The organism is Devosia sp. 919, assembly GCF_013185965.1.
Taxonomy (GTDB): Bacteria; Pseudomonadota; Alphaproteobacteria; order Rhizobiales; family Devosiaceae; genus Devosia.
This window is the reverse complement of the sequence record NZ_JABAOL010000001.1, coordinates 2,311,453-2,334,837: the sequence shown is the minus strand read 5'-3', so window position 1 is coordinate 2,334,837 and position 23,385 is coordinate 2,311,453. Positions and strand designations below refer to the sequence as shown.

Sequence of the window (23,385 nt, the reverse complement as noted above, 5' to 3'; positions counted from 1 at the left end):
TCGCATAAGATATATTATGGAACTGCGATGTGTCTGAAGCGCAGCAAGATGCATGCGTTATAGACGGCCAGCAGTGTCGGCTGGCAGACGCCCGTCATCTCGCACTGCCTTCTGGCCCTAAGCCCTGCGCAACGCCTCCATAACAAAGCGCCCACCCAGCCCCAACGTGCCAGCACCTGGCCGGGTCCACTTCCTGGTGCCAGGCCAGGCTTCGTACGAGCTCCACGCCACCGTCCTTGAATGCCTGGACGAGACCGGGGTCTGGCGTGCCGGCCGCGCCTTCCGCGAAGATAAAGCTGACCGGGCTGATAATGCTTGCAGGATGCAACCCGCTTGCCTTTTCGACCCGTAGCGCCACACCTTGAGCAAACCTGGCGCCATTTGGCTTGGCCGGGCTTGCGACCCCGAGCGGGAATACCAGGCGTCCGCCCATCTTGAGGCGGTCGATCCATGGCTCGGCAGGCCGCTCCACCGCGAAGTTGACATAAACGCCTTCAACGTCCTCCCGAGGCCAATCGCCCCCATCACCGGTGATGACCTCGACATTGGGCCGATCAGCGAGGTGGCTGTGCGCTTGCTGGGCGAGGTTGTGATCAAATTCCACGGCAACAACGCGGCCCGTTGCTCCCACCAGTTCAGCAAGGATCGCGCTGTAATAGCCTGTTCCAGCACCGATATGGGCGACGGTGTCGCCAAGCTTGGGAGCCAAGGCGTCGAGCATGCTGGCATGCAAAGACGGGCTACCGTTATTGATGCCTCGCTCTTCGTCGAGGGCAATCAGCACATCCTGATACACATAGACCGGGTCGTTGGCTGGCAGGCGAACAAAGCCCTGAGCCCGTTTGACGATATACCAGGGGTCGCTCCCCAGAAAGCGCTCTCGTGGCACAGCGGCAAAAGCCGCTTCGAGCCTCTCGTTGCGGGCGCCCAGAAGCGCTGTTACTTGCCGGGCGTAGCCACGCCGAACGATCTCCAGGTCAGTGGTGCTCAAAATCAGCCCCGCTCCGTTCCGCCTCCGTCTTTCCGAGACTAGAGCGACCGCGGGCAGATGACCAGAACGTACGCCGCAACATGTCTTATGTTGGCACGCCTTACTCCGCTGGTCGGAGCCCAATCAGGCTTTCCTGACGTGGGCTTGATCGGGCGGTAGCGAGCACCCTGCCCTTATGGCGGCACGCGCCCGGACAGGCAGGTCTGATGGACCTAGTGCCTGCTGCGCAGGTGCGAGGGCGACGGATTCCCCAATCTTGGTCTGGCACCTAATAGTTGAACGAAAATCGTCTGGACAGGCCAACGCCAACAACGAACTGGTTTTCGGTACCCAGTTGCACGACTGGAGAGTCGGCAGCATCGGCCACCAGCCTGCTATATTCGGCACTCGCATTGAAAAAAGTATCCGGGATAAATTCGTACCGCGCGGCCAACTTGACGCCAACCGCCGTTACACCCGCTCCAGGATCATACGCGTCCAAACGCCCGCCACTCGCTATGGCCTCCGGCGCCGTCACGCCAAAATAGGTGTCCACATAGTCCTCGCCCGCCATGCTCGCGTATACGCCGCCCACAACCTCAAGCTGCGGTGTCAGGCGAGCCGTCGCGTCCAGTCCCACTTCCCCGACGAGCCCTTCCGCACCGCCAAAGGCGTAGCGTGCCTGCCCATATAGCTCCGTACTGAGCACGTCGCTGAAAATGAACTCGTAGCCAACTCGGCCGCCGACCTCGTAGGTCGTATCGACGTCGTCCAGTCCCAGGAGCTGCTCGTGGTCTGAACTGATCCGTTCCCCTTGCACCGCAAAGGATGGGCCGAACCGCAAACCGCCGGCGGACTTTTCTCCGCCGATATCGATAAGCCCGGGGATATTGAGACGCTCAACGCGAATGATTGGGTTGACCGTCATGCCGTACTCGGTCGAGCCCGGATAGATTGGGGCAGTGCCGACACCAAGGCCCAACTCGAAGATCAGGTCAGGTTTGCTCGTTTCAATCGCCACGAGCTCGGTTGCGGCCGCACCGAAGGAATCGAAGTCGGCCCCCTGGGCGACTGTTGGCGAAAGAACAAGGGCGCTCAGCAATGCCTTGCGCTTCAAGCGGCTTGTGAAGTCGTGTCGCACTTGTTCCACCTTGTCTAGGATCCTGCCTTCATCGCACCGGCGAATCAATGCCTTGCTTGAAGCTCGAGCACAATACTGCTCCTATCTTGCATCAACCTTTCACAAACGCGGTTTTTACCGACATTGCGCGGCGGCCAGCAGTCCTGCGATGGAGATCGTGGTGCGATCTTCCAAATAAGGCCCGATGATCTGGATGCCGGTGGGCCGGCCGTCGCGCATGCGCCCTATCGGCATCACCGTGGCCGGCAGCGCCGCGCCATTTCCCAAGGCGGTCCAGGCCACGCTGTCGCCCCGCTCCATGGCAACGCCATCCACCAACACGCTCGGTGCCGCGGCTTCCGCTTCCCCCAGCGCCGCCACCGACATGGGCGGGCAGATCAGCGCATCCCAATCGCGAAACACCTCCTGCCAGGCCCAGCGCAGCTTCACCCGCGCTTCATTGGCCTCGATCCATTCGGCATGGCTCGCCACCATGCCGCCGATGCGCCACGCCGCCATACTTCCAGGATCAAGCCCCAGGAGTTCTTCGCGTGCCGCTGCCAGCTGTTCCGCCGTCTGCCCCAGCGCCACCGCGCCCCCAAGCAGCCGCAGATAAATCCGCGTCGCCTCCTCGACATCGGGCATCACGCCCTCGGCGCGCCGCACCTTCGCCCCTGCCCGCCCGAGCAGTTCCGCCGCCAGCGCCACCCCTGCCCGCACTTCGGGATCGGTGGGTACCATCGGATGCTCCTCCAGCACCAGGACCCGCAACTCGCTTAGTTTCTCCACCCTTGGCGGCGGCAGCGTCAGCGTATATCCCACTGCCTCATCGGCATCGGGCCCCGCCATGACCGTGAGCCCCAACTCAAGATCCCGCGCGCTCCGCGCCAGTGGCCCCGGACAGGACAGGTCGAACCGCGCCTTGCGCCCAGCCAGCGCATGCCCGCGCAAGGGGATCAGCCCCATGCTCGCCACATGGCCCCAGATGCCGCAAAACTGCGCCGGCCCGCGGATGGAGCCCCCCAGGTCCGAGCCGATATCAAGCGGCACATAGCCTGCCGCCACCGCCGCGGCCGCCCCCGAAGACGAACCGCCCGGCGACAACCCGGCCCCCACCGGATTGCCCGTCCGGCCATAAACCGGGTTCTCGGCATTCCAGCCATCTAGCCCCTCGGACACATTGGTTTTCCCGAGGATCACCGCGCCGGCGGCGCGCAGCCGGGCCACCGCTACCGCGTCCTCGCGCGCCACCGCGCCGCGAAAAGCCTCCAACCCCCAGCTTGTGGGCAAGCCTTCCACATCAAAGCTTTCCTTGATGGTGATCGGGACGCCCAGCAGCGGCAGTTGCTCCCCCGCCGCCAAGCGCCGGTCCGCCTCGCCGGCCGCCGCGCGGGCCCGCTCGAAATCGCGCACCACCACCGCATTGAGCACGCCATCGCCAGCCTCGATGGCGGCAATGCTCTGCTCCACCAACTCCACCGCCGATATCCGACCTGTGGCCAGCTCCGCGCTCAGCGCCGTGGCATCAGGCGCCATCAGCTAGCCGTCGCGAAAAAGCGCTTGGCGGCCGCCAGGCACGCCTCAAACACGCTGAGATCGCCAAAGGGCAGCACCGTGCCTGCCGGCGGCCGCGCCACCAGCCCGCCGCGCAGATGCATGCCCCCATCCAGCATCAGATTGTCGGACATGGCGTGGTCTTCCACCATTTGCCCGTCCGGCCCTCGCGTCACCCCCTTGGCATCGGGTGCCACCTTGCCGCCGTAAAAATCCTCGGCGGCTCGCTGCCCATAAAACCGGCTGTCATTGGTGTAGCCAAAAGCGGGCTTGCCTTGCGCGCACATGAAGCCGATTTCATAGGCCGTGCCCACATCGGCGCTGATGCCCCGGAACGGGGTCATGTTGGCGATCATGAAGTCGCTGTCGCTCATCACCGCTTCATTGCCCCGGGCGATGAACACCCCAATCTCGAACTTGTCGCTGGGCCAGTCCCGCTCTTCGTTCCAGACCTGGGGCACAAAGCCATAGCTGCGGGTCAGCTCGCGTTTGGCCGCAGTGATTGCTGCCCCGTCCGGAAAAAACACCTCGGGGCCGGCTAGGTAAACCGTTTTCATGTCGCGCCCTCAGGACAACTCGCCCGCCGCAATGGCTGCCATGATGCGGTCGCGATAAGAGGTGTCGCCGGTTTCGATCCGGTTCTCGACGCGCGACGCTTCAGTCATGAAATGCTCGTAGCCGCGGCCCATTTCCCAGCCGCGCTTGGTATGCATGTCGATGGCGAAGTCGGGCACTTTGGGCGCCTTGTTGCGCACAACGTTTTCCAACCGCGCGAAATTGACCATGTCGTCGGTGGTGCGGTCCTTGGGGCTTTCGGCGATCAGCCGGATGGCATGGGCAGCAAACAGAAACCTGTCGCCGATCGGACGCGGATAGCGCTGATGAGTGCGATAAAGCGTATCCACCAGCACCGGCAGGTTCAGATTGCCCGCCCCCACATCCTCCACTGCGATCACGCACAAGCGCGACCACAGCATCTCCTCCATCTCGGGGCTGGTCACATACATCTCATAGGCCAGCAGGAGCGCGGTCTCGGCCATGCCGCGCCGGAGGCATTTCTGCAGGCCCGAGATCACCTCATCGGCAGGGATGCCGTGCTGGGTCTTGACGTTCTGCCAGGGATCAGGAGGCAAGGTGACTTTGGACATCGGCAAACAACCTATTTCAGTTCGATTTCAACAAATTCGACGGGGCTGTCGGAAAGGTTGACCACGTTGTGCTCGGCCCCCAGCACTCGCCCATAGCTTTCCCCCACCTGGTAGGCGACCTCGCGCCGGCTGCCATCGAGTTCAACGATGGTCAGCGTTCCAGCCAGTGTGGGCACAACAACATAGTCATGGCCATGCTTGTGCCAGCCGGTCTCCGATCCCGGCGCAAAGTGGTAGCGGGTGGCCCTGACCCGCTCATTGTCCACCTGCACCGTGGCGATGGCGGGGATGAGATGTTCGAGATCTTCGTTCATTGCGCTCACTTCCATCTGTTGTTGACGCGCCGCTCTGCCCCAAGGGCCGCGGTAAAGCACAGCACCGAAATCACGGTGGCCACGACACTGGTGCCAAAGGCCCGCTCCGTCTGGAAGTCACTGGCCGCCGAGCGGAACAGGTAGCCAAGCCCGCTCGAGCCCATCAGGAATTCGGCCACCATGGCCGACAGCACTGCGGGCGGCGCGGCCAGGCGCAGCGCGATCATCCAGTTGGGCACGGCCGAAGGCAGCACCAGGTGGAAAAACCGCGTCAGACGCGAGGCCCCGAGGACCTTGAACAGATCATCGCTCCCGGGCGGCAGTGCCTTGAGCCCGGCCGAGGTGAACACAAAGGCCGGGAAAAACGAGATGATCACCACAATGGCGAGCACGGTTTTGAGGTCATAGCCGAGGAGGCGCGCCAGCACCGGGATCAGCGCCACTACGGGCACCGAAGAAAAGATCAGCCCCAATGGCACGAGGATCCCGTTCAGCAGCCGCGAGGTCCAGGCCAGCACCGCAACAATCGTGCCCAGGAGCATGCCCAGCACCAGCCCCAGGGCGGCAAGTATCAAGGTTTGCCCGCCATTGGTGATGTACACCATCGGATTGGTGACCAGATCCGTCAGCACATTGATGGGCTGGGGCATGACAATGGCGTTGACGCCCGAGATCGACACCCAGGCCTGCCAAGCCAACAACACCGCCAGGACGCCCCAGTAGCGCGACACGGCAGTACGCAGGGTAGAGCCAAAGCTTCGTTTTGCCGATGTGCTCATGCGTATCGCCCATAAACAAAGCGCTCGAGCAGGCTCATCGCTCCAAAAGCCAGAAGCGAAGCCGCCGAGGCAATAAATACCGCGCTCCACAGCAGCGGGATCTGGAAGTTCTGCATCGCGCTGACCATGAGCAGCCCCAGCCCGCGCGAGGAGCCAAACCATTCGCCGAGGATCGCGCCGATGAAAGCGGCAGGAATGGCAAATTTCAGCCCACTCACCAGAGCCGGCAGTGCGGCCGGCAAATCGAGGCGCAAGAGGCGCGTCAATGGCGACGAGCCCAGCACTTGGAAGAGGTCCCGGTGCGTCACCGTGGAATTGGCCAGTCCCGATGTGGTCGCGACATAAAGCACAAAGAACACATTGAGCGTTGCGATCGCCATCCCGGTCAGTTCCCGGTCGAGCAGCACGATAAACAAGGGCGCCAGCGCAATAGCGGGAATGGCGTGGATCACCCCGGCGAGCCGGTCGAGACCGGGCCGCAACACCGGCACCACATGCACCAGCCCCGCGGTCACAACGCCGATCAGCGTCCCTAGCGCATAGCCCGCCGCCACCATGGAAAAACTCGCCCCCATCGCACGCAAGAACAGCGCCTGACGCGAGGGATCGAACATGAACACCAGTACCGTACTCAGCGGCGGCCAGGTCAACCCAGCCAGCCGGTTGACCCCGATCACCTCCCACAATCCCAAGAACAGCAGGATGCCGATGGCCCCCAACACCCCCGCCTGCGCCTTGTCGCTCGCGATGCGCATCAATGCAGCCCCTCGGGTTCCAGCGCCAACGTCAACTCGTCGGCCATGTGGTGGAACTCGGCCGTGCGCTGCACATCGGGGCTGCGCGGCCGCGCGAATGGCACTTGGATGGATTTGATCACCCGCCCCGGCCGCCCACTCATCACGATCACGCGGTCGGCGAGAAACAGCGCTTCCTCAACCGAATGGGTGACGAGGAGGGTCGTGATCTTGGCTTCGCTCCAGATCCGCTGCAGTTCCACATTCATGTGCCGGCGCGTCACCGCGTCGAGCGCCCCGAATGGCTCGTCAAGCAGCAGCACATCGGGCCTGAGCACCAGCGCCCGGGCAATGGAAACGCGCTGCCGCATGCCGCCGGACAACTGCTTGGGCCGCGCCTTCTCGAACCCCGTCAGCCCCACTAACGCCAGCAGTTCGGCCACGCGCGCCTCATCCACCTGCCGCCCCGCCACTTTGAACGGCAGGGCGATATTGTCGTGAATGGTGAGCCAGGGCAAAAGCGCATGATCCTGGAATGCCACGCCTAAGCGGTGCGCGCGCGACAGCTCCAGCGGATCGCGCCCTTCAACCGTCACCCGCCCATGAGTGGCATTGTCCAGCGCCGCCACCAGCCGCAACACCGTGCTCTTGCCGCAGCCCGAAGGGCCAAGGAGCGCGACGAACTCGCCCTTGCCGATCTTGAGATCGACCTCCTCGATGGCGACCAGTTCCTTGCCGTCGTCGAGCTTGAAACTCTTGCGCACGCGGTCGACATTGATCGACCAGTCCTGTGACACCATTGGGCTGCTCATCACGCCACCAGCCGCTCGAACCGTTCCGAAATCACTGGCAGGCGCTCCTTGAGCTTGGCGCGGATCGCTTCCTGGTCGATCCCCAGCATGGCGCGGTCCTGCATCACCACCTTGCCATCCACAACAACCGTTTCCACGTCCCGGCCGACCAGGATCGAAGCCGCAACAAACAGCGGGTCATAGATCGGCGCATGATCCATATGCGAGGTGTCGCAAAGCAGGAGGTCGGCCTTTTTGCCCACTTCGAGGCTCCCCACCTCATCGAAGATCCCCAGCGCCCGCGCCCCGCCATGCGTCGCGATCCGCAGCAGTTCTTCGGAGGAAATCGGCTCGCGCTGGTGGAACACGGCTGAATTGACCGCCTGCTGACCCACGCGCGCCACATGCGCCACCTGGAACAGATCGAGCGTCCCCGCCGAACCCGGGCCGTCCGTGCCCAGCCCGATGGCGATGCCGCGCTTCCACATTTCGATCAGCCGGGGATGGCCGATGGAATAATTGTTGAAGCCGCAATGACAGGCTGAGAGCTGGTACTTCTCGTAGAGATCCACTTCCTTGGGCGAGAGCAGCACCGAATGGGCGCAATGCAGATTGTGGTCCAGCACCTGCATGGTCTCGAGCCACTCGGTCGGCCGCAGTCCGAACTTTTCGAGCGTATAGTCGATCTCGTAGCTGCCCTCGCACAGATGCGTATGGATCTTCACCGCCAGCTCGCGCGAGGCCTGCGAGATATCGCGGATCAGCTCGGGAGAGCACACGATCACCTGCCGTAGCGAGAGCCACGCCTTGACCCGCTCATTGCTCTGCCAGCGCTCTACCAGCGCCACATTGCGCTCGAGCGCCTGGTCATGCGTCATCAGCATATTGGCTGGCACTTCCGCGCCAATATTCTCGCTCTGATTGACCGTCGACAGCGACACAAACCCCCGGATGCCTACATCCATGGCTGCCCGTCCCATCTCGTCGGGGTGCGGTCCGCCGGCTTCCGCGAAACAGGTCGTGCCGACCTGGATCATGTTGGTGTAGGCGACGAGCCCCGACAAATACACATCCTCGGGCTCGAGGCAGCTCTCGAACGGGATCAGGTAGTTCTTCCACACCGGCAGCTTGAGTGGGCGCTTCCTGGCAATCGCCTGCAGCTTTCCTCGCAGCAATTGCTGTCCGGTATGGAAATGCGCATCGATCAGCCCGGGCATAGCGATCCGCCCCCGTGCATCGATGGTGGTGCGCCCCCGATAGGCTCGCCCCCCTCCCCCTTCACCCAAAAAGACGATCCGCCCCCCATCCACTGCGATCGTGCCATCGCTGATCACCCGATTTTCGGCATCGAGGGTCACGATCTCGGCGCCGGTCACCACCACATCCACCAGCTGCGGCTCGCCCGTGGTGGTAAAGTTGTCTGGGGTCATGGGGTGATCTCCTTGGAATAAACAGGTCAGAGCGAAGCCAGCGCTTCCTGGGCGAGGCTGGTGTCGACGATATCGTCAATGGGGGGGAGTTCGGTGCGCCCGGTTGCGCGTGCCGCGTCATACATCGGGCCCGCCATCTTGGCCTTGTCGAGCCCATAGATGGGGTAGGCCGGATCTCCGCCCGGTCGCATGAAGGGAAGCTGCAGCTCGTTCTGTCGGGTCTGCTGAGCCAATTCGAGCCCGAAATCGGCGCCGTATTTCTGCACCGCCAGCTTGGGCGCCAGCGTCAGATCCGCCTCATTGACCTGGAACGCCTGCATCAATGCAGCGAGATAGGCCACGATCGCCGGCCGGTTGACCTCGAGAAATGCCCGCGACACAAAGCCCAGCCCCGCATAGGAGGGAAAGCCCAGTTGATCAAAGGAGCGGAAAAAGAAGTCCTTTTCTGGCACCATGCCCATGTTTTCGAGCGTAATGGTCTGGTTCACCGCAAAGGCGGTGTAACCCTCGCCATCCCCTGCCACCAGGGGCTCGGGCGAAAACCCGGCCGGCACCATGGTCCAGCTCTCCGGGTCGAGCCCCGCCAAGCCCAGCGTCGCCTGGATGGCGGTTTCTTCCGCGGGGCCCTGCGCCAGGATCCGCGAACCCACAATGTCTTGGGCCGTTAAAATCGGCTTGGCCGCCAGCGAAATGATCCCCAACGGCGAAGTCTGCTGGCGCGCGGTGATCAGCACGAAATCATTGCCGCGCCCAACGGCATCCAGAAATGGCAGCCAGCTGGTGTAACCGATCTCGGCATTGCCCGCCGCAATCAGGGTCAACGGATCGGGGGCATTGGGGCCGCCTGGGCTCACCGACACATCCAGCCCCGCCCCGCTGAACAACCCATTTTCCAGCGCAATCCAGTGGTCGCCATATTCCACATTGGCGATCCAGCCGAGTTGCACGCGCAACGGCGTGCTCGCCTGCGCCATGGCAAAGCGCGGCAACAAGGCCGAGGCCAACAGACCCCCGGCAGCGGATGCAAGCAATTGGCGTCTCAGCATATCGGCACACTCCAAAGGGCTGCGCATGGGCGCGTTGAACCAGCCACCCCGCCACGGCGCGGGATGGAACCACAGGATAGGGAGGCTCTCTAAAACTCAGAGCGTCGCGTGCGCTTCCTCGAGCACGCTTAGGTCCACAAGCTCGGCAAGGGGCGGCACTTTGCGGCCCGCCGCCACTGCTGCATCCGTCATCGCCCCCTCGATCACGGCGGGGTCGAACCAGAACAGCTTGCCCTCGCCTTCCGGCTTGATCAGCGGAATCTGCAGCTCCATCTGGCGCTGCTGCTGGGCGAGGTCGAGCCCCAGATCGGCGCCATATTTGTCCACTACGATCTGTGGCGCATATTGGGGATTGGCAAAGGCATAATCCCAGCCGCGGATCAGCGCCCTGATATAGCCCACCATCGCCGGCCGGTTTTCGGCGAGGAACGATTTCTTGGTCACCATCAGCGCCTGCTTGACCTGGTAGCCAAGGTCATCCATCAGCGTCACGAAAAAGTCGGTGCCCTGCACCAGGCCCAGATTTTCCAGCGTGATCGGCTGATTGGTCGCAAAGGCGAAATACACATCGCCATCGCCCGACAGAAGCGGCTCGGGCGAGAACCCGGTCGGCATGATCTCGTAGTCGAGCGGCAGTCCGGCATTGCCCAGAATGGCGTCGATGATCAGCTTGTCCGTGGGGTTCTGCGCGAGGATCCGCGCCCCCACCAGATCCTTGGCCTCGCGCACGGGCTTGGCTGCCAGCGATATCAGTGCCGCGGGGCTCTTTTGCCACATGGCGCCCAGCACCACGAAGTCATTGCCCTTTTCGATAGCATCGAGCACCGGCAGCCAGTTGGCATTGCTGATCTGGGCGCTGTCAGCTGCGAGCGATACGAGCACATCGGGGGCATTGGGGCCGCCAGCCAGGAAGTCCGCCTCGATCCCTTCCTCGGCGAAATAGCCCTGCTCAAGTGCCGTCCAGAAGCCGGCATATTCCACATTGGAGATCCAGCCGAAGGCTTGGGTGATTGCGGTCTTACCCGCTTCCTGCGCCCAGGCCCCTCGCGGCAGCAGGCTCAATCCCAGACCGGCACTCCCCGCCAGCAACACCTGCCGCCGGCTCGGTTGAAAATAGCGCGAAAACCCCATCGGCACGGCTCCTTGCTGCTGTCCACACATGCGAAGCTTGGCGTTTACGGCCGCAAAAGCGCTGGCTGTAATCCGTTGTTACAGCTACGCTAGCATATGTAATTTTGATTACAATAGCATTCGGAGGCAAAAATTGAACCTGCCTAAAACTTCATCATTTGGCTATTTGCCTGCCGATTCCGAAGTCGCCCAGCGCATCGCCAGGGCTTATCCGGATTTGTCGCCGGCCTTGCGTTCCTTCGCCGATTTCGTGCTCTCCGAGCCGATGCAGGTGGCGCAGATGAGCATCAACGATACCGTCACCGCCTCTGGCGTTTCCGTCGCTACCGCCAATCGCTTTGCCCGTTCCTTGGGCTTTGAAGGCTATGCGCAGTTTCGCGCCGAGGTGGTGCAAGGCTTTGAATCGGTGTTTGCCCCGGTGGAGCGCCTGCGCACCAAGCTCTCGGAAAAGTCGAGTCTGCGCGATGTAATCGCCGCCTCCATCGAGCAGGACATCGACAATCTCACCCAGACAATCCGCAATCTCGATACCGCCAGCGCCGAGCAGGCCGTGGAGATGATCCTGGGAGCCGAGAACATTTTCATCCTCGCCTTCGACAATGCCGCCGCCCTCGGCAATGTCTTTGCCCATCGCCTGGAACTGGCCGACCGGCCGGTGCGCATGATCGATAATGGCGGGGGCACGCTTTCGGCGGCCCGTAATCTTTCACGTTTCACCAAAAAGGACCTCGTGGTCTCGATCGCCTTCCCGCGCTATATGCGCGACACCGTGGAAATCACCCGCACCGTGCAGCGCCGCGGCATCCCCATTCTCGCCATCACCGATCAGCAGACTTCGCCCCTGGCGAGCCTTGGCACGCTGACGCTTTATGTGCGCGCCACCCGCTCCTTCAGCTCCACTTCCGATACGGCGATCCTGGCCCTGCTCGAAGCCTTGGCCGCCGGGGTCGCCTCCCGCTCCCCCGGCGCGACGCAAGCCGCCGAAAAATTCGCCGACTTCGCCTATCCCTGGCTCATCGCCCCCGAACGCAGCCGCTAGGCGCCCGCCACCATCGTTTCCACGAACAGCCCCTCGAAGCGCTCGCTGTCCACCGCCACGGCCACTCCGGCATTGGGCATCGTCGTGCCGGTTCGGCGGCGATCGGGAATAACTTGGCCGCGTGTCAGCTCCCCGACGCATTCCACATCGATCTGCATCGGCTCGATGGTCACCACCGATGGGTCCTGCGCCACCGCCACTGCCAGCGGGTCATGCAGCGCGCAATAAGTTATGTCCGGATACTGCGCCTGATAAGCTGCGAGATAGAACCGAGCTGCCTGCATGGTGATCCCGGCCGCCTTGCCGCCGCGCGCGGCGATTTCGTCCATCATCGGTGCCGTCAGCTTGGTTTTCATGGTCACATCCATGCCCACCAGCGTAATCGGCGCGCCCGATTGCAACACGATCCGCGCTGCTTCCGGATCATTGAAAAAATTGGCGTCGGCCACCGGCGAGGCGATGCCGGGCACGCCCGGATGCCAGATCGTGCCACCCATCAGCACCAGACCTTTGAGCTTTTCGGCAATGTCAGGCGCCTTCATCAAGGCCTGCGCCACATTGGTCATCGGCCCAACCGGCACCAGCGTCAACTCGCCCGGATTGGCCCGCACCAGCTCAATGATCAGGTCTGGCCCCCAGATCGGCCGCGCTTGGCTTGCGGGCAGCGGCAGTTCCACTTCGCCCAACCCATTGGAGCCATGGATGCGGCTGCCGCGCTTGTGAAACGGCCGCGTCAGCGCCCGCGAACACCCCGCCGCGACCGGAATATCCGTCCGTCCCGCCGCTTCCAGCAGCTGCAGCGTGTTGCGCGTGGCGGAAGCCACATCGATATTGCCGTAGGTTGTGGTCAGCGCTTCCAGCTGAATGCCGGGATGATTGAGCGCAAACACCACGGCCATGGCATCGTCGATGCCGGTATCAACGTCGAGGATCATGCGGCAGGTCGAGGTCACTTGCGGGTCCTTGAGGAGGCTGGAGGGAGGCACCAAGCCTAGCGCTGAAAATATTCTTAGCAAGTCCTCTTTGTGCTGAAATTATCCATACACCGCCCCCGCCCTGTTGGATGGCTGTCTCATCGGCTCCGCCCTGCCGCGAGCCTGCTGGGCCCAAGCTTGTTTCCGGCTTCACCAAGCTTCCTGGGTCAGACGGATGGCAAGACAGGACTTTGCGTCGCGTCTTGGGTGCTCTAGAAGCCAAGCTCTTCTGCGAGACTTCAACCGATGCGGCGCACTATTGATCACGCGGCCATGGCCGTGACCGGCTATGTCGAACCCTGGACCGGCGATGCCGCTCGGGAGCGCCTGGTTTCCTGTTCCAGCCGCAGCCCGGTCGAAGCGGTCCGTATCCGTGCTCTTGATCGCGACGATCTGCCGGAGCTGGACTGGCCGGTCAAGCGTCTGCAGGAGGTCAAGCATTGCAGCTTCTCGCAAGGCTCCTGGCTGAGCATCGAGGCGCCGGCCGCAGTCACCGCGCTCTCGTTCGAGCTCCTGCTCACCCGGAATTCCGGTCGGCGCGTGCTGCTCGATACCGGCAGCTTCGCGCTCCTCGTCGAGGACAATGACCGGCTGATCTACCAGGCTGCAGGCGCCGAAACCCTGATCGGCACCCTGCCCACCAACCAATGGCTGAAGGTCGAGCTCGCGGCTGGCACCCTCGCGATCACTGCCCTACATCGCTTCAGCCCTTTCACGCTGTCCTGCGAGCTTGCAGCTCAGACACCTCAAAGGCTGGTCTTCTGCTCGGATGCAGGCGAAGCACTCCCGACCCTCAACTGTCGCCTCGGCAACATCGCCGTCACCACCGAGAGGGGCCGGGCCAACTGGACGTTTCCGACGCTATTCACCACGGAGCCACTTCCCGCGGGCGACCTGCAGTTGACGCTGCATAACAACCCAACCTTTTGCGTCCGCTCCGCCCGTTGGGACGGCTCGAGCCTTGATCCGCGGCTGACACCCAGCCATTACGACGCCATCCATTTTCACGACACGGACATGGCTGGCCTTGAGTGGTCCGCAAACTTCGCCATCGACATTCCCGCCGATGCACGATCGGGCGTCTACGCGGTTGAACTGGTGGCTGCAGGCGGCGAGATCGAGCGGCTGCCGTTCTTTGTTTCTGCTCAACAGGCCCAATCTCGGCTGCTCTTTGTGGCACCCACCGCCGCCTATCTCGCCTATGCCGATGAATTCCTGCCGCCGCATCTCTACGAATGGATCGGCACCGATCGTGGTCATGCGTTCGCCCGCGCCAACAATCTACGTTCACTCTACGACTATCACTCGGACGCGAGTGGTGTTTCCCTTGCATCCACCCGGCGGCCAAAGGCCACCCTGCGCGACGATTACCTTTACCCGCTTTGCGGCGCGCCCCATCTGCTGCCCGTCGATCTGCATTTCCTGCGCTTTGCCGCCCGCAACGGCATCGCCCTCGACCTCACCACCGATCATGATCTGCATCGGGAAGGCGCTGACCTGCTGGCGCGCTACAAGGGCGTTGTCACCGGCAGCCACCCCGAATATCTCTCGGTCGCCATGGAAGAAGCCTACCGCACCTATGTCGCCGGTGGCGGGCGCCTGGCCTATATGGGGGGCAATGGCTTTGCCGCCGCAGTCGCCTTCAAGGACGATTTGATGGAGCTGCGCCGTGGCCCCACCCAGCCGGGCCGCACCTGGGACGGCCCGCTCGCCGAGATGCCGCTCGCCCTCACCAACGAGCCAGGCGGCTATTTGCGCGACCGGGGCCGGGGCGAGTTCAGCCTGACCGGCGTCGGCATTGCCTTGATGGGGTTCAGCAAGGCCCTGCCCTTCACCCGCGCGCCGGCCAGCCATGACGAGGGGTTCGCCTGGCTGTTCGATGGCGTGATCGGAGAGAACTTTGGCGATACCGGCATGGTTCTCGGCGGAGCCGCTGGCTACGAGGTCGACAACACCAACCGGCTCCTCGGCACCCCGGACGGGATCGTGGTTCTCGCCACCGCTTCGGGCTTTCCCGAGAACTATGTCGACGATCCCGGCCGATGGTATGAAGGTGGCTCGCCGGAGCGGGAAGCTCGTCGCCTCGCCGAGATGACCTATCTGCTCCATCCATCAGGCGGGGCCGTCTTTTCCGCTAGTTCCGTATGTTTCCTTGGCGCCCTGCCCGGCCCCGATGATCAAAACGATGTGGGCAGAATCACCACGAACCTGCTCTTGCACTTTGCAAGCTGATCTAATCCGTTCATGTATGCGGCCGATTGCTCACCGGCGTGCCACCAAAGGAAATTGCCCATGAAAATTGCATCGATTGCCTTCGCGAGCCTGGCGCTGACGGCGCTCGCCCTTCCTGCTCATGCTGAGGCCATCAAGATCGGCGTGCAGCCCTGGCTTGGCTATGGCCCGCTCTGGATTGCCGATCAAAAGGGCTTTTTCGAAGAGAACGGCGTCGAAGTTGACCTTATCAACTTCACCTGGGACCAGGACATGGCGGCAGCGCTTGCCAGCGGCAATATCCAGGTCATCTCGGCTGCCACCAACACCGTGATCCTCAACATCAACAACGGCGTGGACCTCAAGGGCTTCATGATCATGGACGGCTCGACGACGGCTGACGCCGTGTTGGCCGGCAACAACATCGCGTCGATCGCCGAGCTCAAGGGCAAGAAGGTCGCCTATGAGATCGGCTCCACCAGCGATCTGCTGATCAACTACGCGCTTAACTCCAACGGCCTTACCATTGCCGATGTGGAAGCTGTCCCGTTGGCGGCCGCTGATGCGGGCCTGGCGCTGATCGCTGGCCGCGTCGACATTGCCGTCACCTATGAGCCCTATATCTCCGCTGCCCTGGCGCAGGGTCCGGACTTCAAGGTGCTCTATACGGCTGGCGAAAAGCCGGGCTTGATCAGTGACGTCCTGGCCGCCGAAGCAAGCTTCATTGCCGAAAACCAGGACGCCCTGGTCGGCATCATCAAGGCCTGGGACCAGGCGGTGACCTTCATGCGCGACAACCCGGAAGAAGGCGGCAAGATCATTGCCGACGCCGTCGGCAGCCCCATCGAGGAATTCAACACCGCCTTTGCCGGCGTGCACCTCTATGACCTCGCTGAAAATGCCGCAGCCCTTGGCGGCGAGTTCCAGGCCACCGTCGAAGAGATCGGCGGTATCATGCAGCAGGCCAATCCGAACGACGTCAAGACCGTGCCGACCGGGGAAGACTTCCTCGACCTTGCGGCGGTCAACGCGGCCGCCAGCCGCTAATCCCTGGCCGGCGCTCCTAGGCGCCGGCTTTCACTCCGGATCACAAGAACCAGCATGCCCAAGAGTTCGAGCATCGCCCAAGCCGCCGCTGCCGGCCGGACCGATCGCCGCAAGAGCCGCAGCCGCGCCGGCCTGTTGCGGCTGCGCCAGTCCATTCCAGACGGCGTTTTCAACGTCGCGGGCTTTGTGGTTCCGGTTGCGCTGGTGTTGGTGTGGTGGGCGGTCACGGCGCTGGGCCTCGTCAAACCCCTCTTTCTTCCCAGCCCCTACGCCATCCTCGAAGAAGCCTGGCGGCAGATCAGCACGGGCATTCTCCTTCAGGATGCCAGTGTCAGCGTCTACCGCATCCTTGTGGGCTGGCTGAGTGCGGCGCTGCTGGCCATTCCGATTGGCATCCTCATGGGCAATTTTCGCCTGTTCGAAGGCGCCCTTGAGCCGCTGATCTCGACCATTCGCTACATGCCCGTCGTGGCGCTGATCCCGCTGACCATCCTGTGGGCCGGCATCGGGGACGAGCAGAAGATCCTGATCCTTTTCCTCGGGACCTTTTTCCAGATGGCCCTGATGGTGATGGACAATGTCAAGACCATCGACATCAACCTCATTCGTGCCGGCCAGACCCTCGGCTTTTCCAATACCGAGATCCTGTGGCGCATCATCCTTCCCGCCGCCCTGCCCGCCATCTGGGACACGTGCCGCATCACCATTGGCTGGACCTGGACCTATCTCGTGGTTGCAGAATTGGTTGCCGCCCAAACCGGCCTTGGCCGCCGCATCATGGACGCCCAGCGCTATCTTGCCACCGACACCATCATCTTCGGCACGCTGTTTATCGGCCTGCTCGGCTTGCTGACGGACTACGCCTTCAAACGCACGGGCCGCTCCCTATTCCGCTGGACGGGTAATCGATGAGCGCCGTATCCACTCCCAAGATCGTCGTTGATGCGGTCGGCAAGATTTTTGGCGAGGGCGATGACGAGTTCCTGGCCATCGACCGCATCGATCTGACCGTCGCGCCCAACGAATTCGTTTCCATCGTCGGCACCTCGGGCTGTGGCAAGTCTACGCTCCTCAACATGGTTGGCGGCCTGACCAAGCCGACCTTTGGCGATGTCCTTATCGATGGCAAATCGGTGACCGGCCCCGGCCGGGACCGTGGCTTCGTGTTCCAGGGCTATAGCCTCTTCGAGTGGATGACCGTTGAGGGCAACATCCTCTTTGCGCTCGAAAAGAGCCGCATGGGCAAGGCCGAAAAAGCTGAACTGGTGCGCCAGTTCATCGCCGAAGTGGGGCTCGCCGGCTTCGAGCAGGCCTATCCGCGCCAGCTCTCGGGCGGCATGCGCCAGCGTGTCGCCATTGCGCGCGCCCTCGTTTACAAGCCGTCCCTGCTGCTGATGGACGAGCCGTTCGGAGCCCTCGATGCCCAGACCCGCGGCATGATGCAGGAGTTGCTGCTCAAGGTATGGGAAGACCACAAGGTCACCGTGCTGTTCGTCACCCATGACGTGGAGGAAGCCATCTTCCTGGCTGACCGGGTGGTTGTTCTGGCGTCGCGGCCCGGCCGGCTCAAGCGGGAACTCAAGGTCGATCTGGAGCGCCCCCGCCGCTACGACATCGTCACCAGCCCCGAATTCTCAGCCCTCAAGCGGGACGTCCTCGCCGACATCCGCGAGGAAACGCTTAAAGTCATGTCCATGGAGCATCGCTAGGCATCCCACAGCAGGCTCACGGCCGACAGCTCGCGCCGCCGACGATTAACCCCCGCGCTGGAACCGCAAGATCAAAATGACCCTTAAACCTCGCTCCGGACTGCTTTTCGACATCGACGGCACCTTGGTTGAAAGCGATCCGCTGCACCTCAAGGCCTTCAACCAGGCCTTTGCTCCTTATGGGCATCAGTTCGATAGAGAGCGTTTCGGGCGTGAATTGCAGGGCATGGCCAACGAAGCCATCGGCGCGCGGTTTTTCCCCGGCGAGACGCCCGCAGTCCAATGGGACATCATGATGCGCAAGGAAGCGCTGTTCCGTGACCTGGCTGCCGCGGGCGTCGAGTCCGTGCACGGCCTGTTTGCCTTGCTCGACTGGGCCGATGCGCAAGGCCTGCCCGCCATCGCGGTGACCAACGCCCCCCGTCCCAACGCCGAATTGCTGCTCGACAGCATCGGGGTGCGCAAGCGCTTCAAGGACGTCGTCATTGGCGATGAACTCGCTCATGGCAAGCCGCACCCCCTGCCCTATCTCGAATGCCTGCGCATCCTTGGCGCCGATCCGGCCAACTGCGTGGCCTTCGAGGATTCGCGCACCGGCATCATGTCGGCCACCGCCGCCGGCATCACCACGATTGGCATTGCCACCGGGCTTGAACCTGAGCAACTCGTTGCCGCGGGAGCGAGTATGGCTGCTAGGGATTTCGCCGACGAGAAGCTGCTCGCCCTGATGGCTGCGAAGGTTCTCTCCGCCTAGTCCCCCGTGAGCATGACCTTGACGCTGCGCGAGCGGTCGGCGGCAAGTTGAAACGCATCATTTGCCGCGGCCAGGGATCGTTCCGCCGTCACCAACTTGAGCACGTCGATCTCCCCGGCGGAAATCAGCTCCACGGCCTGGTTGAACTCGGTGCCGAAGCGGAAAGTGCCCTTGAGGTCGATTTCCTTGCTCATCACCGCATTGGCCGGCACCGGGATCGTGCCGCCCGGCAGATTGCCGATCTGAACCACTGTGCCACCGCGCCGAACACTGGCAATGGCGGCAGCTAGGCCTGCCGCAGTGCCGGAAACCTCAAAGGCAATGTCGAACGGACTTTCGGCCGCCAGCGCGGTCAACTCCGCCTCTCCACGGGACAGGTCGATGGTGCGGTCCGCTCCAAGTCGGTCGGCAAAAGCCAGCGGCGCCTGGGCGATGTCAGCCACCGTCAGCTGGCCGCAGCCCTTGAGGCGCGCCGCGAGCATCACCAGCAGGCCGATAGGGCCGGCGCCGAAGATGATCGCGTTCTTGCCCCCGATTTCCCCGGCTCGCGCCACGGCGTGCAAACTGACTGCGAGCGGCTCGGCCAGTGCTGCTGCCTGGAAGGAAACGTCTCCCCCAACCCGCACGCATTGCGCCGGCATTGCGTCAAAGATGCTGGCAAAGCCGCCCTGCATGTGGGGAGTCTTTGACGCCGAGCCCATGAAGTAGATGTTTTCGCATAGATTGGCCCGCCCCTCCTCGCAGCGGGCGCAATGGCCACACCAGCGGGAAGGATTAACCGCTACGCGGTCGCCGACGCTGAGCCCAGGCGCCGCCCCATTGATCTCGACGACCTCACCCGCCACTTCGTGGCCAAGGATCAGCGGCGCATTGACCACGAAATCGCCAGTGCGCGCGTGGCGGAAATAATGCAGGTCTGAGCCGCAGATCCCGCCGGCACCAAAGCGCACCCGGACCATGCCGGGCGCCAGTGCCCCGAGCGGGTGCTCGATGACGCGAAGATCTTCGGGACCGAACAGTGTCGCCGCAATGGGCTCATTGGTCATCGGATCAGTCCCATTTGCGTCGGCAGCCAAAGGCTGATCGCGGGGATAAAGGTGATCAGGATCAAGGCCACCAAGAGGGGAACCAGCCAGGGCAGGATCGCCATGGTCGTGCGCTCCACCGAAAGTTTGGCGATGCGCGAGAGCACGAATAACACCATGCCGAGCGGCGGATGCAGCAGCCCGATCATCAGGTTCAGCGTCATGATCAGGCCGAAATGCACCGGGTCGATGCCATACAGCAGCGTGATCGGCAGCAGGATTGGCACGAGGATGGTGATCGCCGCGATCGTGTCGAGAAAACACCCGATCACCAGCATCAGGATGTTGACCAGGATCAGGAACACCCATTTGTTGTCGGTCAAAGAGGTGATGAAGCTCGAGAACACCTGTGCTGCCTGGCTGACGGTCAAAAGCCAGGCAAAGATCGACGCTGCCGTTACGATAAACAGCACCGATGCCGTGGTCTCGATGGTGTCAAAGCTCGCCTTGGCCAGGCTTGCCAGCGTCATCGTCCGGTAGCGCACCAGCCCCAAAAACAGCGACCAGACCACCGCCGCCATGGCGGCCTCGGTAGGCGTGAACCAGCCCATGGTCATGCCCCCGATCAGGATAACCGGGGTCATCAGCGCCATCACGGCCGAAAAATCGAAATACCAGTCGCAGACAATGAGGACCAGCAGCGCCAGCCCTACGGCCAGGTTAAGGGATAGCCCCGCCCAGGTCAGCAGGTAAACGAACAAGGGAAAGGCGGCGACCACCAATATTTCGACCGAGGCCGCACCCAGCTTGCGCCACTGGAACGGCGTGTCGGAGCCCCAGCCCCGGCGATACGCAAAGATGGCGACCGTGACCATCATCAGCAGGGTCATGACGACGCCGGGCAGAATACCGGCCATGAACAGCGCCCCGATCGAAACATTGGCCATCATGCCGTAGATCACGAAGGGGAGTGACGGCGGAAAGATCGGGCCCAGCGTCGCCGAGGCCGCAGTCACCCCCACCGCCGCCTCGACCGGATAACCGTGCTCGCGCATGGCCTTGATTTCGATGGTGCCAATGCCCGCCGCGTCAGCGAGGGCCGCTCCAGACATACCTGAGAAGATCACGGAGCCGATGATGTTCACCTGCGCGAGGCCACCCTTCATCCAGCCCACCAGGGCCAGGGCAAAGGTGTAAATGCGCCCGGTGACGCCGGCTATGTTCATGAGATTGCCGGCGAAAATGAAGAACGGGACGGCGAGCAGCGGGAAACTCTCGACGCCCGCAATCATGCGCTGGGCGGCGATGATGTCGGGCGCCACCCCATAAACCAGCAGGTAAAGCAGCGAGGAGCCCGCCATCGATACGGCGACGGGCACGCCAATAAGCATCAGGGCGAGAAAGGCGCCGATCAGGAGCAGCATGGTTTATTCCCCCAGCCCGTCAAAGGCGGTTGGTCGCTCCAGCACTGAATAACCCCGCCGAATATTGCCGACGAACACCTGGACGGCGCGCACCGTCATCAAGGCAAAACCCGCCAGAACGGCGTAGAACACCACATTGCGCGGCAGGTCGATGGTCACCATGCGCTCGTCATGGACGATGCCGACATAGCGCCAGAACAGCCAGGTCATGTAGGCAAAAAAAGCGATGGTGATCAGGTTGACCGCAAGCGCCAGCCAGCGCCCAACCCCCGCAGGCAGATAGTGATAAATCACATCCACATGGATATGCCGGGTCATTCGGGTGCACATCACTGCGCCCAGAAACACCACCACAACCAGGCAGTTGATCGCGATCTCTTCGGTCCAGGCAAAACTGTTGTTCATCACATAGCGGGTGAAGAACTGCAGGAAAACGCAAAGGGACATGCCCCAGAACACGGCGAGGGTGATCCAATCTTCCCAGGCATATTGTTTGAGATCGATCGGCGCAGTGTCTTCCTGGAAAGCGCTGGAGAGTTCTTCGGCGGAAATCTGGGTGTGGGTTTCTTGGCTCATTCGCCGCAGCTCCGAAAGCAAGGGGGCGGAAAAGCAGGCCGCGGTTTGTGCTGCCGGGCCTGCCTTGTTCGCGAACTACTGGATGGCGCGGATCGCCTCCCAATCGGCCTGGCGATAGCCGAACTCCTCGAAAGTCACTTTCTGCATGACATTGGCTTCGAAATCGGCGCGATCCACCTCGGTGACCGTCAGGCCACGCTCGGTAAAGGTTTGCACAAGCTCGGCTTCGCGCTCGACGACGATGTTGGTGGCCCGCTCTGCGGCTTCCTGCATGACCTCGGTGAAGATCGCCTTGTCTTCGTCGGAGAGCTGCGCCCAGCGCGACTGCGACACGATCGTATTGAGATGGTCAACGATGTGCCCGGTCAGGATGATGTGCTTTTGCACTTCGTAGAACTTCTTGGCGTCGATGGTGGTCAGGGGATTTTCCTGCGCTTCCACCGTCCCCTGCTGCAGGGCCAGATAGACTTCGGCAAAGGCAATGGGTGCCGTGTTGGCGCCGCAAGCACGGGGCATGGCCAGATAAGCGGGCACATCGGGAACCCGGATCTTGAGCCCCTGCATGTCCGCGCATTTCTCTATCGGCCGATTGGATGTGGTGTGCCGCGTGCCGTAATAGGTGGTGGCCGCGATGTGGTGACCTGACGCCTCTTCGTAACCGGCCGTCAGTTCCTTGTACTTATCGCTTTGCGTATAGGCGAGCAGATGGTTGGCATCGCGGAAGATGAAGGGGAAGTAGGTCACCCCGATGGGCGAAAACTCCCGGGCGGCAAAGCTCGAGCCGGAAATGATGATATCGACCGTTCCAAGGGTAAGCCCCTGATTGATGTCGGTTTCCTTGCCCAGCTGCGAGGCCGGAAACACATCGATGGTGTAGCGGCCATCGGTGCGTTTCTCGATCTCTTCCGCCGCCCACACCGATTCCGTGTGAAAAGGTTCGGAGGTTTCGTAGACATGGGCCCATTTCAGCGCAGTTTGGGCCGAAGCTGACGCGATTGGCAGCGCGACTGCAGCAATGGTGCCCAGTAGAACGGCGTATTTTTTCAACACAGTGAACCTCCCTTTTGTTTTTGCTCTGACTTCTTGCGCCAAGTCTCCTCCCGGCGCGTGACTAGCCCCTGCCCCTTCGCTGAGGTAATTTCCGCAAAGCTCTCAGAGCATCGGGTTTCCAATAGCAGCGGAGACCTTTGCATCGGTCTTGCGGGTCTGGAATCATGGGCGGGATTGGGTTGCACGAACGCCGCACTTCAGCTTCAGGCGTAAGCAGCGCCCCGCAAACGGTGGCGCGCCACATGTCCAGCCAACCATAGCGATACCGCAACCGGTCGCTCGCCAGGAAGTCCCTGGCGTCTATCCGTCGGCGTGGCTGGTCTGCGATCTGCCGATAAAGCCGGCGTGGTTCGACGGCCTGACTTGGCATCGCCGCTATATCCTCCTCGCCATGACCGCCTGCCTCCCAGGAAGCGGTCTGACCTTTACCGGAAGGCTGTCGCGTTCGCCCTGCAGTGTCAAGGAGGTATTCTGCTGCGGGCAAAAGTTGTGTGTGGACAACACTATAGCAATTTTGGCCGCAGCCGAGATTGCTGAACTTGCTATCTCCTGCCAGCCG

General features: G+C 62.5%; 23 protein-coding genes. 6 read left to right on the top strand and 17 right to left on the bottom strand.

Going from position 1 to position 23,385, the window contains the following annotated elements; all coding sequences use genetic code 11:
- Window positions 1–94: 94 nt before the first annotated feature.
- From HRQ64_RS11440 to HRQ64_RS11385, 12 genes are all read right to left on the bottom strand, one after another.
- Window positions 95–991, bottom strand: coding sequence for an rRNA adenine N-6-methyltransferase family protein (locus tag HRQ64_RS11440; RefSeq protein ID WP_127753134.1), 897 nt, complete (start codon window positions 989–991; stop codon window positions 95–97).
- 268 nt (window positions 992–1,259) lie between these two features.
- Window positions 1,260–2,087 (bottom strand): MipA/OmpV family protein, encoded by an 828-nt coding sequence (locus HRQ64_RS11435; RefSeq protein ID WP_172123369.1) that lies wholly within the window; start codon window positions 2,085–2,087, stop codon window positions 1,260–1,262.
- Between the two features lie 138 nt (window positions 2,088–2,225).
- On the bottom strand, window positions 2,226–3,626 hold the full coding sequence (locus HRQ64_RS11430) for an amidase (RefSeq protein WP_172123368.1): 1,401 nt from the start codon (window positions 3,624–3,626) through the stop codon (window positions 2,226–2,228).
- Window positions 3,626–4,201: a nucleoside 2-deoxyribosyltransferase gene (locus HRQ64_RS11425; RefSeq protein WP_172123367.1), complete on the bottom strand. Its 576-nt coding sequence runs from the start codon at window positions 4,199–4,201 to the stop codon at window positions 3,626–3,628. The genes HRQ64_RS11430 and HRQ64_RS11425 overlap by 1 nt, the downstream gene beginning before the upstream one ends.
- Window positions 4,202–4,210: 9 nt before the next feature.
- Window positions 4,211–4,792, bottom strand: a complete 582-nt coding sequence (locus HRQ64_RS11420; protein ID WP_172123366.1) for an AAA family ATPase — start codon at window positions 4,790–4,792, stop codon at window positions 4,211–4,213.
- 11 nt (window positions 4,793–4,803) lie between these two features.
- Window positions 4,804–5,106, bottom strand: a complete 303-nt coding sequence (locus HRQ64_RS11415; protein WP_127753129.1) for a cupin domain-containing protein — start codon at window positions 5,104–5,106, stop codon at window positions 4,804–4,806.
- 5 nt (window positions 5,107–5,111) lie between these two features.
- On the bottom strand, window positions 5,112–5,885 hold the full coding sequence (locus tag HRQ64_RS11410; protein WP_172123365.1) for an ABC transporter permease subunit: 774 nt from the start codon (window positions 5,883–5,885) through the stop codon (window positions 5,112–5,114).
- Window positions 5,882–6,640: an ABC transporter permease subunit gene (locus HRQ64_RS11405; RefSeq protein WP_172123364.1), complete on the bottom strand. Its 759-nt coding sequence runs from the start codon at window positions 6,638–6,640 to the stop codon at window positions 5,882–5,884. The genes HRQ64_RS11410 and HRQ64_RS11405 overlap by 4 nt, the downstream gene beginning before the upstream one ends.
- Window positions 6,640–7,431, bottom strand: a complete 792-nt coding sequence (locus HRQ64_RS11400; protein ID WP_172123363.1) for an ABC transporter ATP-binding protein — start codon at window positions 7,429–7,431, stop codon at window positions 6,640–6,642. Before HRQ64_RS11400 ends, HRQ64_RS11405 begins: the two co-directional genes overlap by 1 nt.
- The gene (locus tag HRQ64_RS11395; RefSeq protein WP_172123362.1) at window positions 7,431–8,840 is read right to left on the bottom strand and encodes an amidohydrolase family protein; all 1,410 of its coding nucleotides are present in this window, start codon (window positions 8,838–8,840) and stop codon (window positions 7,431–7,433) included. Before HRQ64_RS11395 ends, HRQ64_RS11400 begins: the two co-directional genes overlap by 1 nt.
- A 26-nt stretch (window positions 8,841–8,866) precedes the next feature.
- Window positions 8,867–9,886, bottom strand: coding sequence for an ABC transporter substrate-binding protein (locus tag HRQ64_RS11390; RefSeq protein ID WP_172123361.1), 1,020 nt, complete (start codon window positions 9,884–9,886; stop codon window positions 8,867–8,869).
- A gap of 96 nt (window positions 9,887–9,982) precedes the next feature.
- Window positions 9,983–11,017 carry an ABC transporter substrate-binding protein gene (locus tag HRQ64_RS11385; protein ID WP_172123360.1) on the bottom strand — a complete coding sequence of 345 codons (1,035 nt, stop codon included), beginning with the start codon at window positions 11,015–11,017 and terminating at the stop codon, window positions 9,983–9,985.
- A gap of 133 nt (window positions 11,018–11,150) precedes the next feature.
- Between HRQ64_RS11385 and HRQ64_RS11380 the strand changes: the two genes are divergently transcribed.
- Window positions 11,151–12,056, top strand: a complete 906-nt coding sequence (locus HRQ64_RS11380; protein WP_248306966.1) for a MurR/RpiR family transcriptional regulator — start codon at window positions 11,151–11,153, stop codon at window positions 12,054–12,056.
- Here the strand turns inward: HRQ64_RS11380 and HRQ64_RS11375 are convergent.
- The gene (locus HRQ64_RS11375; RefSeq protein WP_172123358.1) at window positions 12,053–13,009 is read right to left on the bottom strand and encodes a nucleoside hydrolase; all 957 of its coding nucleotides are present in this window, start codon (window positions 13,007–13,009) and stop codon (window positions 12,053–12,055) included. The genes HRQ64_RS11380 and HRQ64_RS11375 overlap by 4 nt on opposite strands.
- A gap of 267 nt (window positions 13,010–13,276) precedes the next feature.
- On the opposite strand from HRQ64_RS11375, the gene HRQ64_RS11370 reads away from it, so the two are divergent.
- From HRQ64_RS11370 to HRQ64_RS11350, 5 genes are all read left to right on the top strand, one after another.
- Window positions 13,277–15,262, top strand: a complete 1,986-nt coding sequence (locus HRQ64_RS11370; protein ID WP_172123357.1) for a N,N-dimethylformamidase beta subunit family domain-containing protein — start codon at window positions 13,277–13,279, stop codon at window positions 15,260–15,262.
- Between the two features lie 60 nt (window positions 15,263–15,322).
- Window positions 15,323–16,288, top strand: coding sequence for an ABC transporter substrate-binding protein (locus HRQ64_RS11365; protein ID WP_172123356.1), 966 nt, complete (start codon window positions 15,323–15,325; stop codon window positions 16,286–16,288).
- A 54-nt stretch (window positions 16,289–16,342) separates the two neighbouring features.
- Window positions 16,343–17,200 carry an ABC transporter permease gene (locus HRQ64_RS11360; RefSeq protein WP_172123355.1) on the top strand — a complete coding sequence of 286 codons (858 nt, stop codon included), beginning with the start codon at window positions 16,343–16,345 and terminating at the stop codon, window positions 17,198–17,200.
- Entirely contained in the window at window positions 17,197–17,997 is an 801-nt protein-coding gene (locus tag HRQ64_RS11355; RefSeq protein ID WP_172123354.1) for an ABC transporter ATP-binding protein, read from the top strand. Before HRQ64_RS11360 ends, HRQ64_RS11355 begins: the two co-directional genes overlap by 4 nt.
- A gap of 76 nt (window positions 17,998–18,073) precedes the next feature.
- Complete coding sequence (locus HRQ64_RS11350) at window positions 18,074–18,751, top strand: HAD-IA family hydrolase (protein ID WP_172123353.1); 678 nt, start codon at window positions 18,074–18,076, stop codon at window positions 18,749–18,751.
- Here HRQ64_RS11350 and HRQ64_RS11345 read toward each other — a convergent pair.
- From HRQ64_RS11345 to HRQ64_RS11330, 4 genes are all read right to left on the bottom strand, one after another.
- Entirely contained in the window at window positions 18,748–19,797 is a 1,050-nt protein-coding gene (locus HRQ64_RS11345; RefSeq protein WP_172123352.1) for an L-idonate 5-dehydrogenase, read from the bottom strand. The two genes, HRQ64_RS11350 and HRQ64_RS11345, sit on opposite strands and share 4 nt — an antisense overlap.
- A complete protein-coding gene (locus HRQ64_RS11340) occupies window positions 19,794–21,200 on the bottom strand; it encodes a TRAP transporter large permease (RefSeq protein WP_127753114.1) in 1,407 nt (468 codons plus the stop codon). Before HRQ64_RS11340 ends, HRQ64_RS11345 begins: the two co-directional genes overlap by 4 nt.
- A gap of 3 nt (window positions 21,201–21,203) precedes the next feature.
- Window positions 21,204–21,776 (bottom strand): TRAP transporter small permease, encoded by a 573-nt coding sequence (locus tag HRQ64_RS11335; RefSeq protein ID WP_127753113.1) that lies wholly within the window; start codon window positions 21,774–21,776, stop codon window positions 21,204–21,206.
- A gap of 75 nt (window positions 21,777–21,851) precedes the next feature.
- Window positions 21,852–22,826 carry a sialic acid TRAP transporter substrate-binding protein SiaP gene (locus HRQ64_RS11330; RefSeq protein ID WP_127753112.1) on the bottom strand — a complete coding sequence of 325 codons (975 nt, stop codon included), beginning with the start codon at window positions 22,824–22,826 and terminating at the stop codon, window positions 21,852–21,854.
- Window positions 22,827–23,385: the final 559 nt, after the last annotated feature.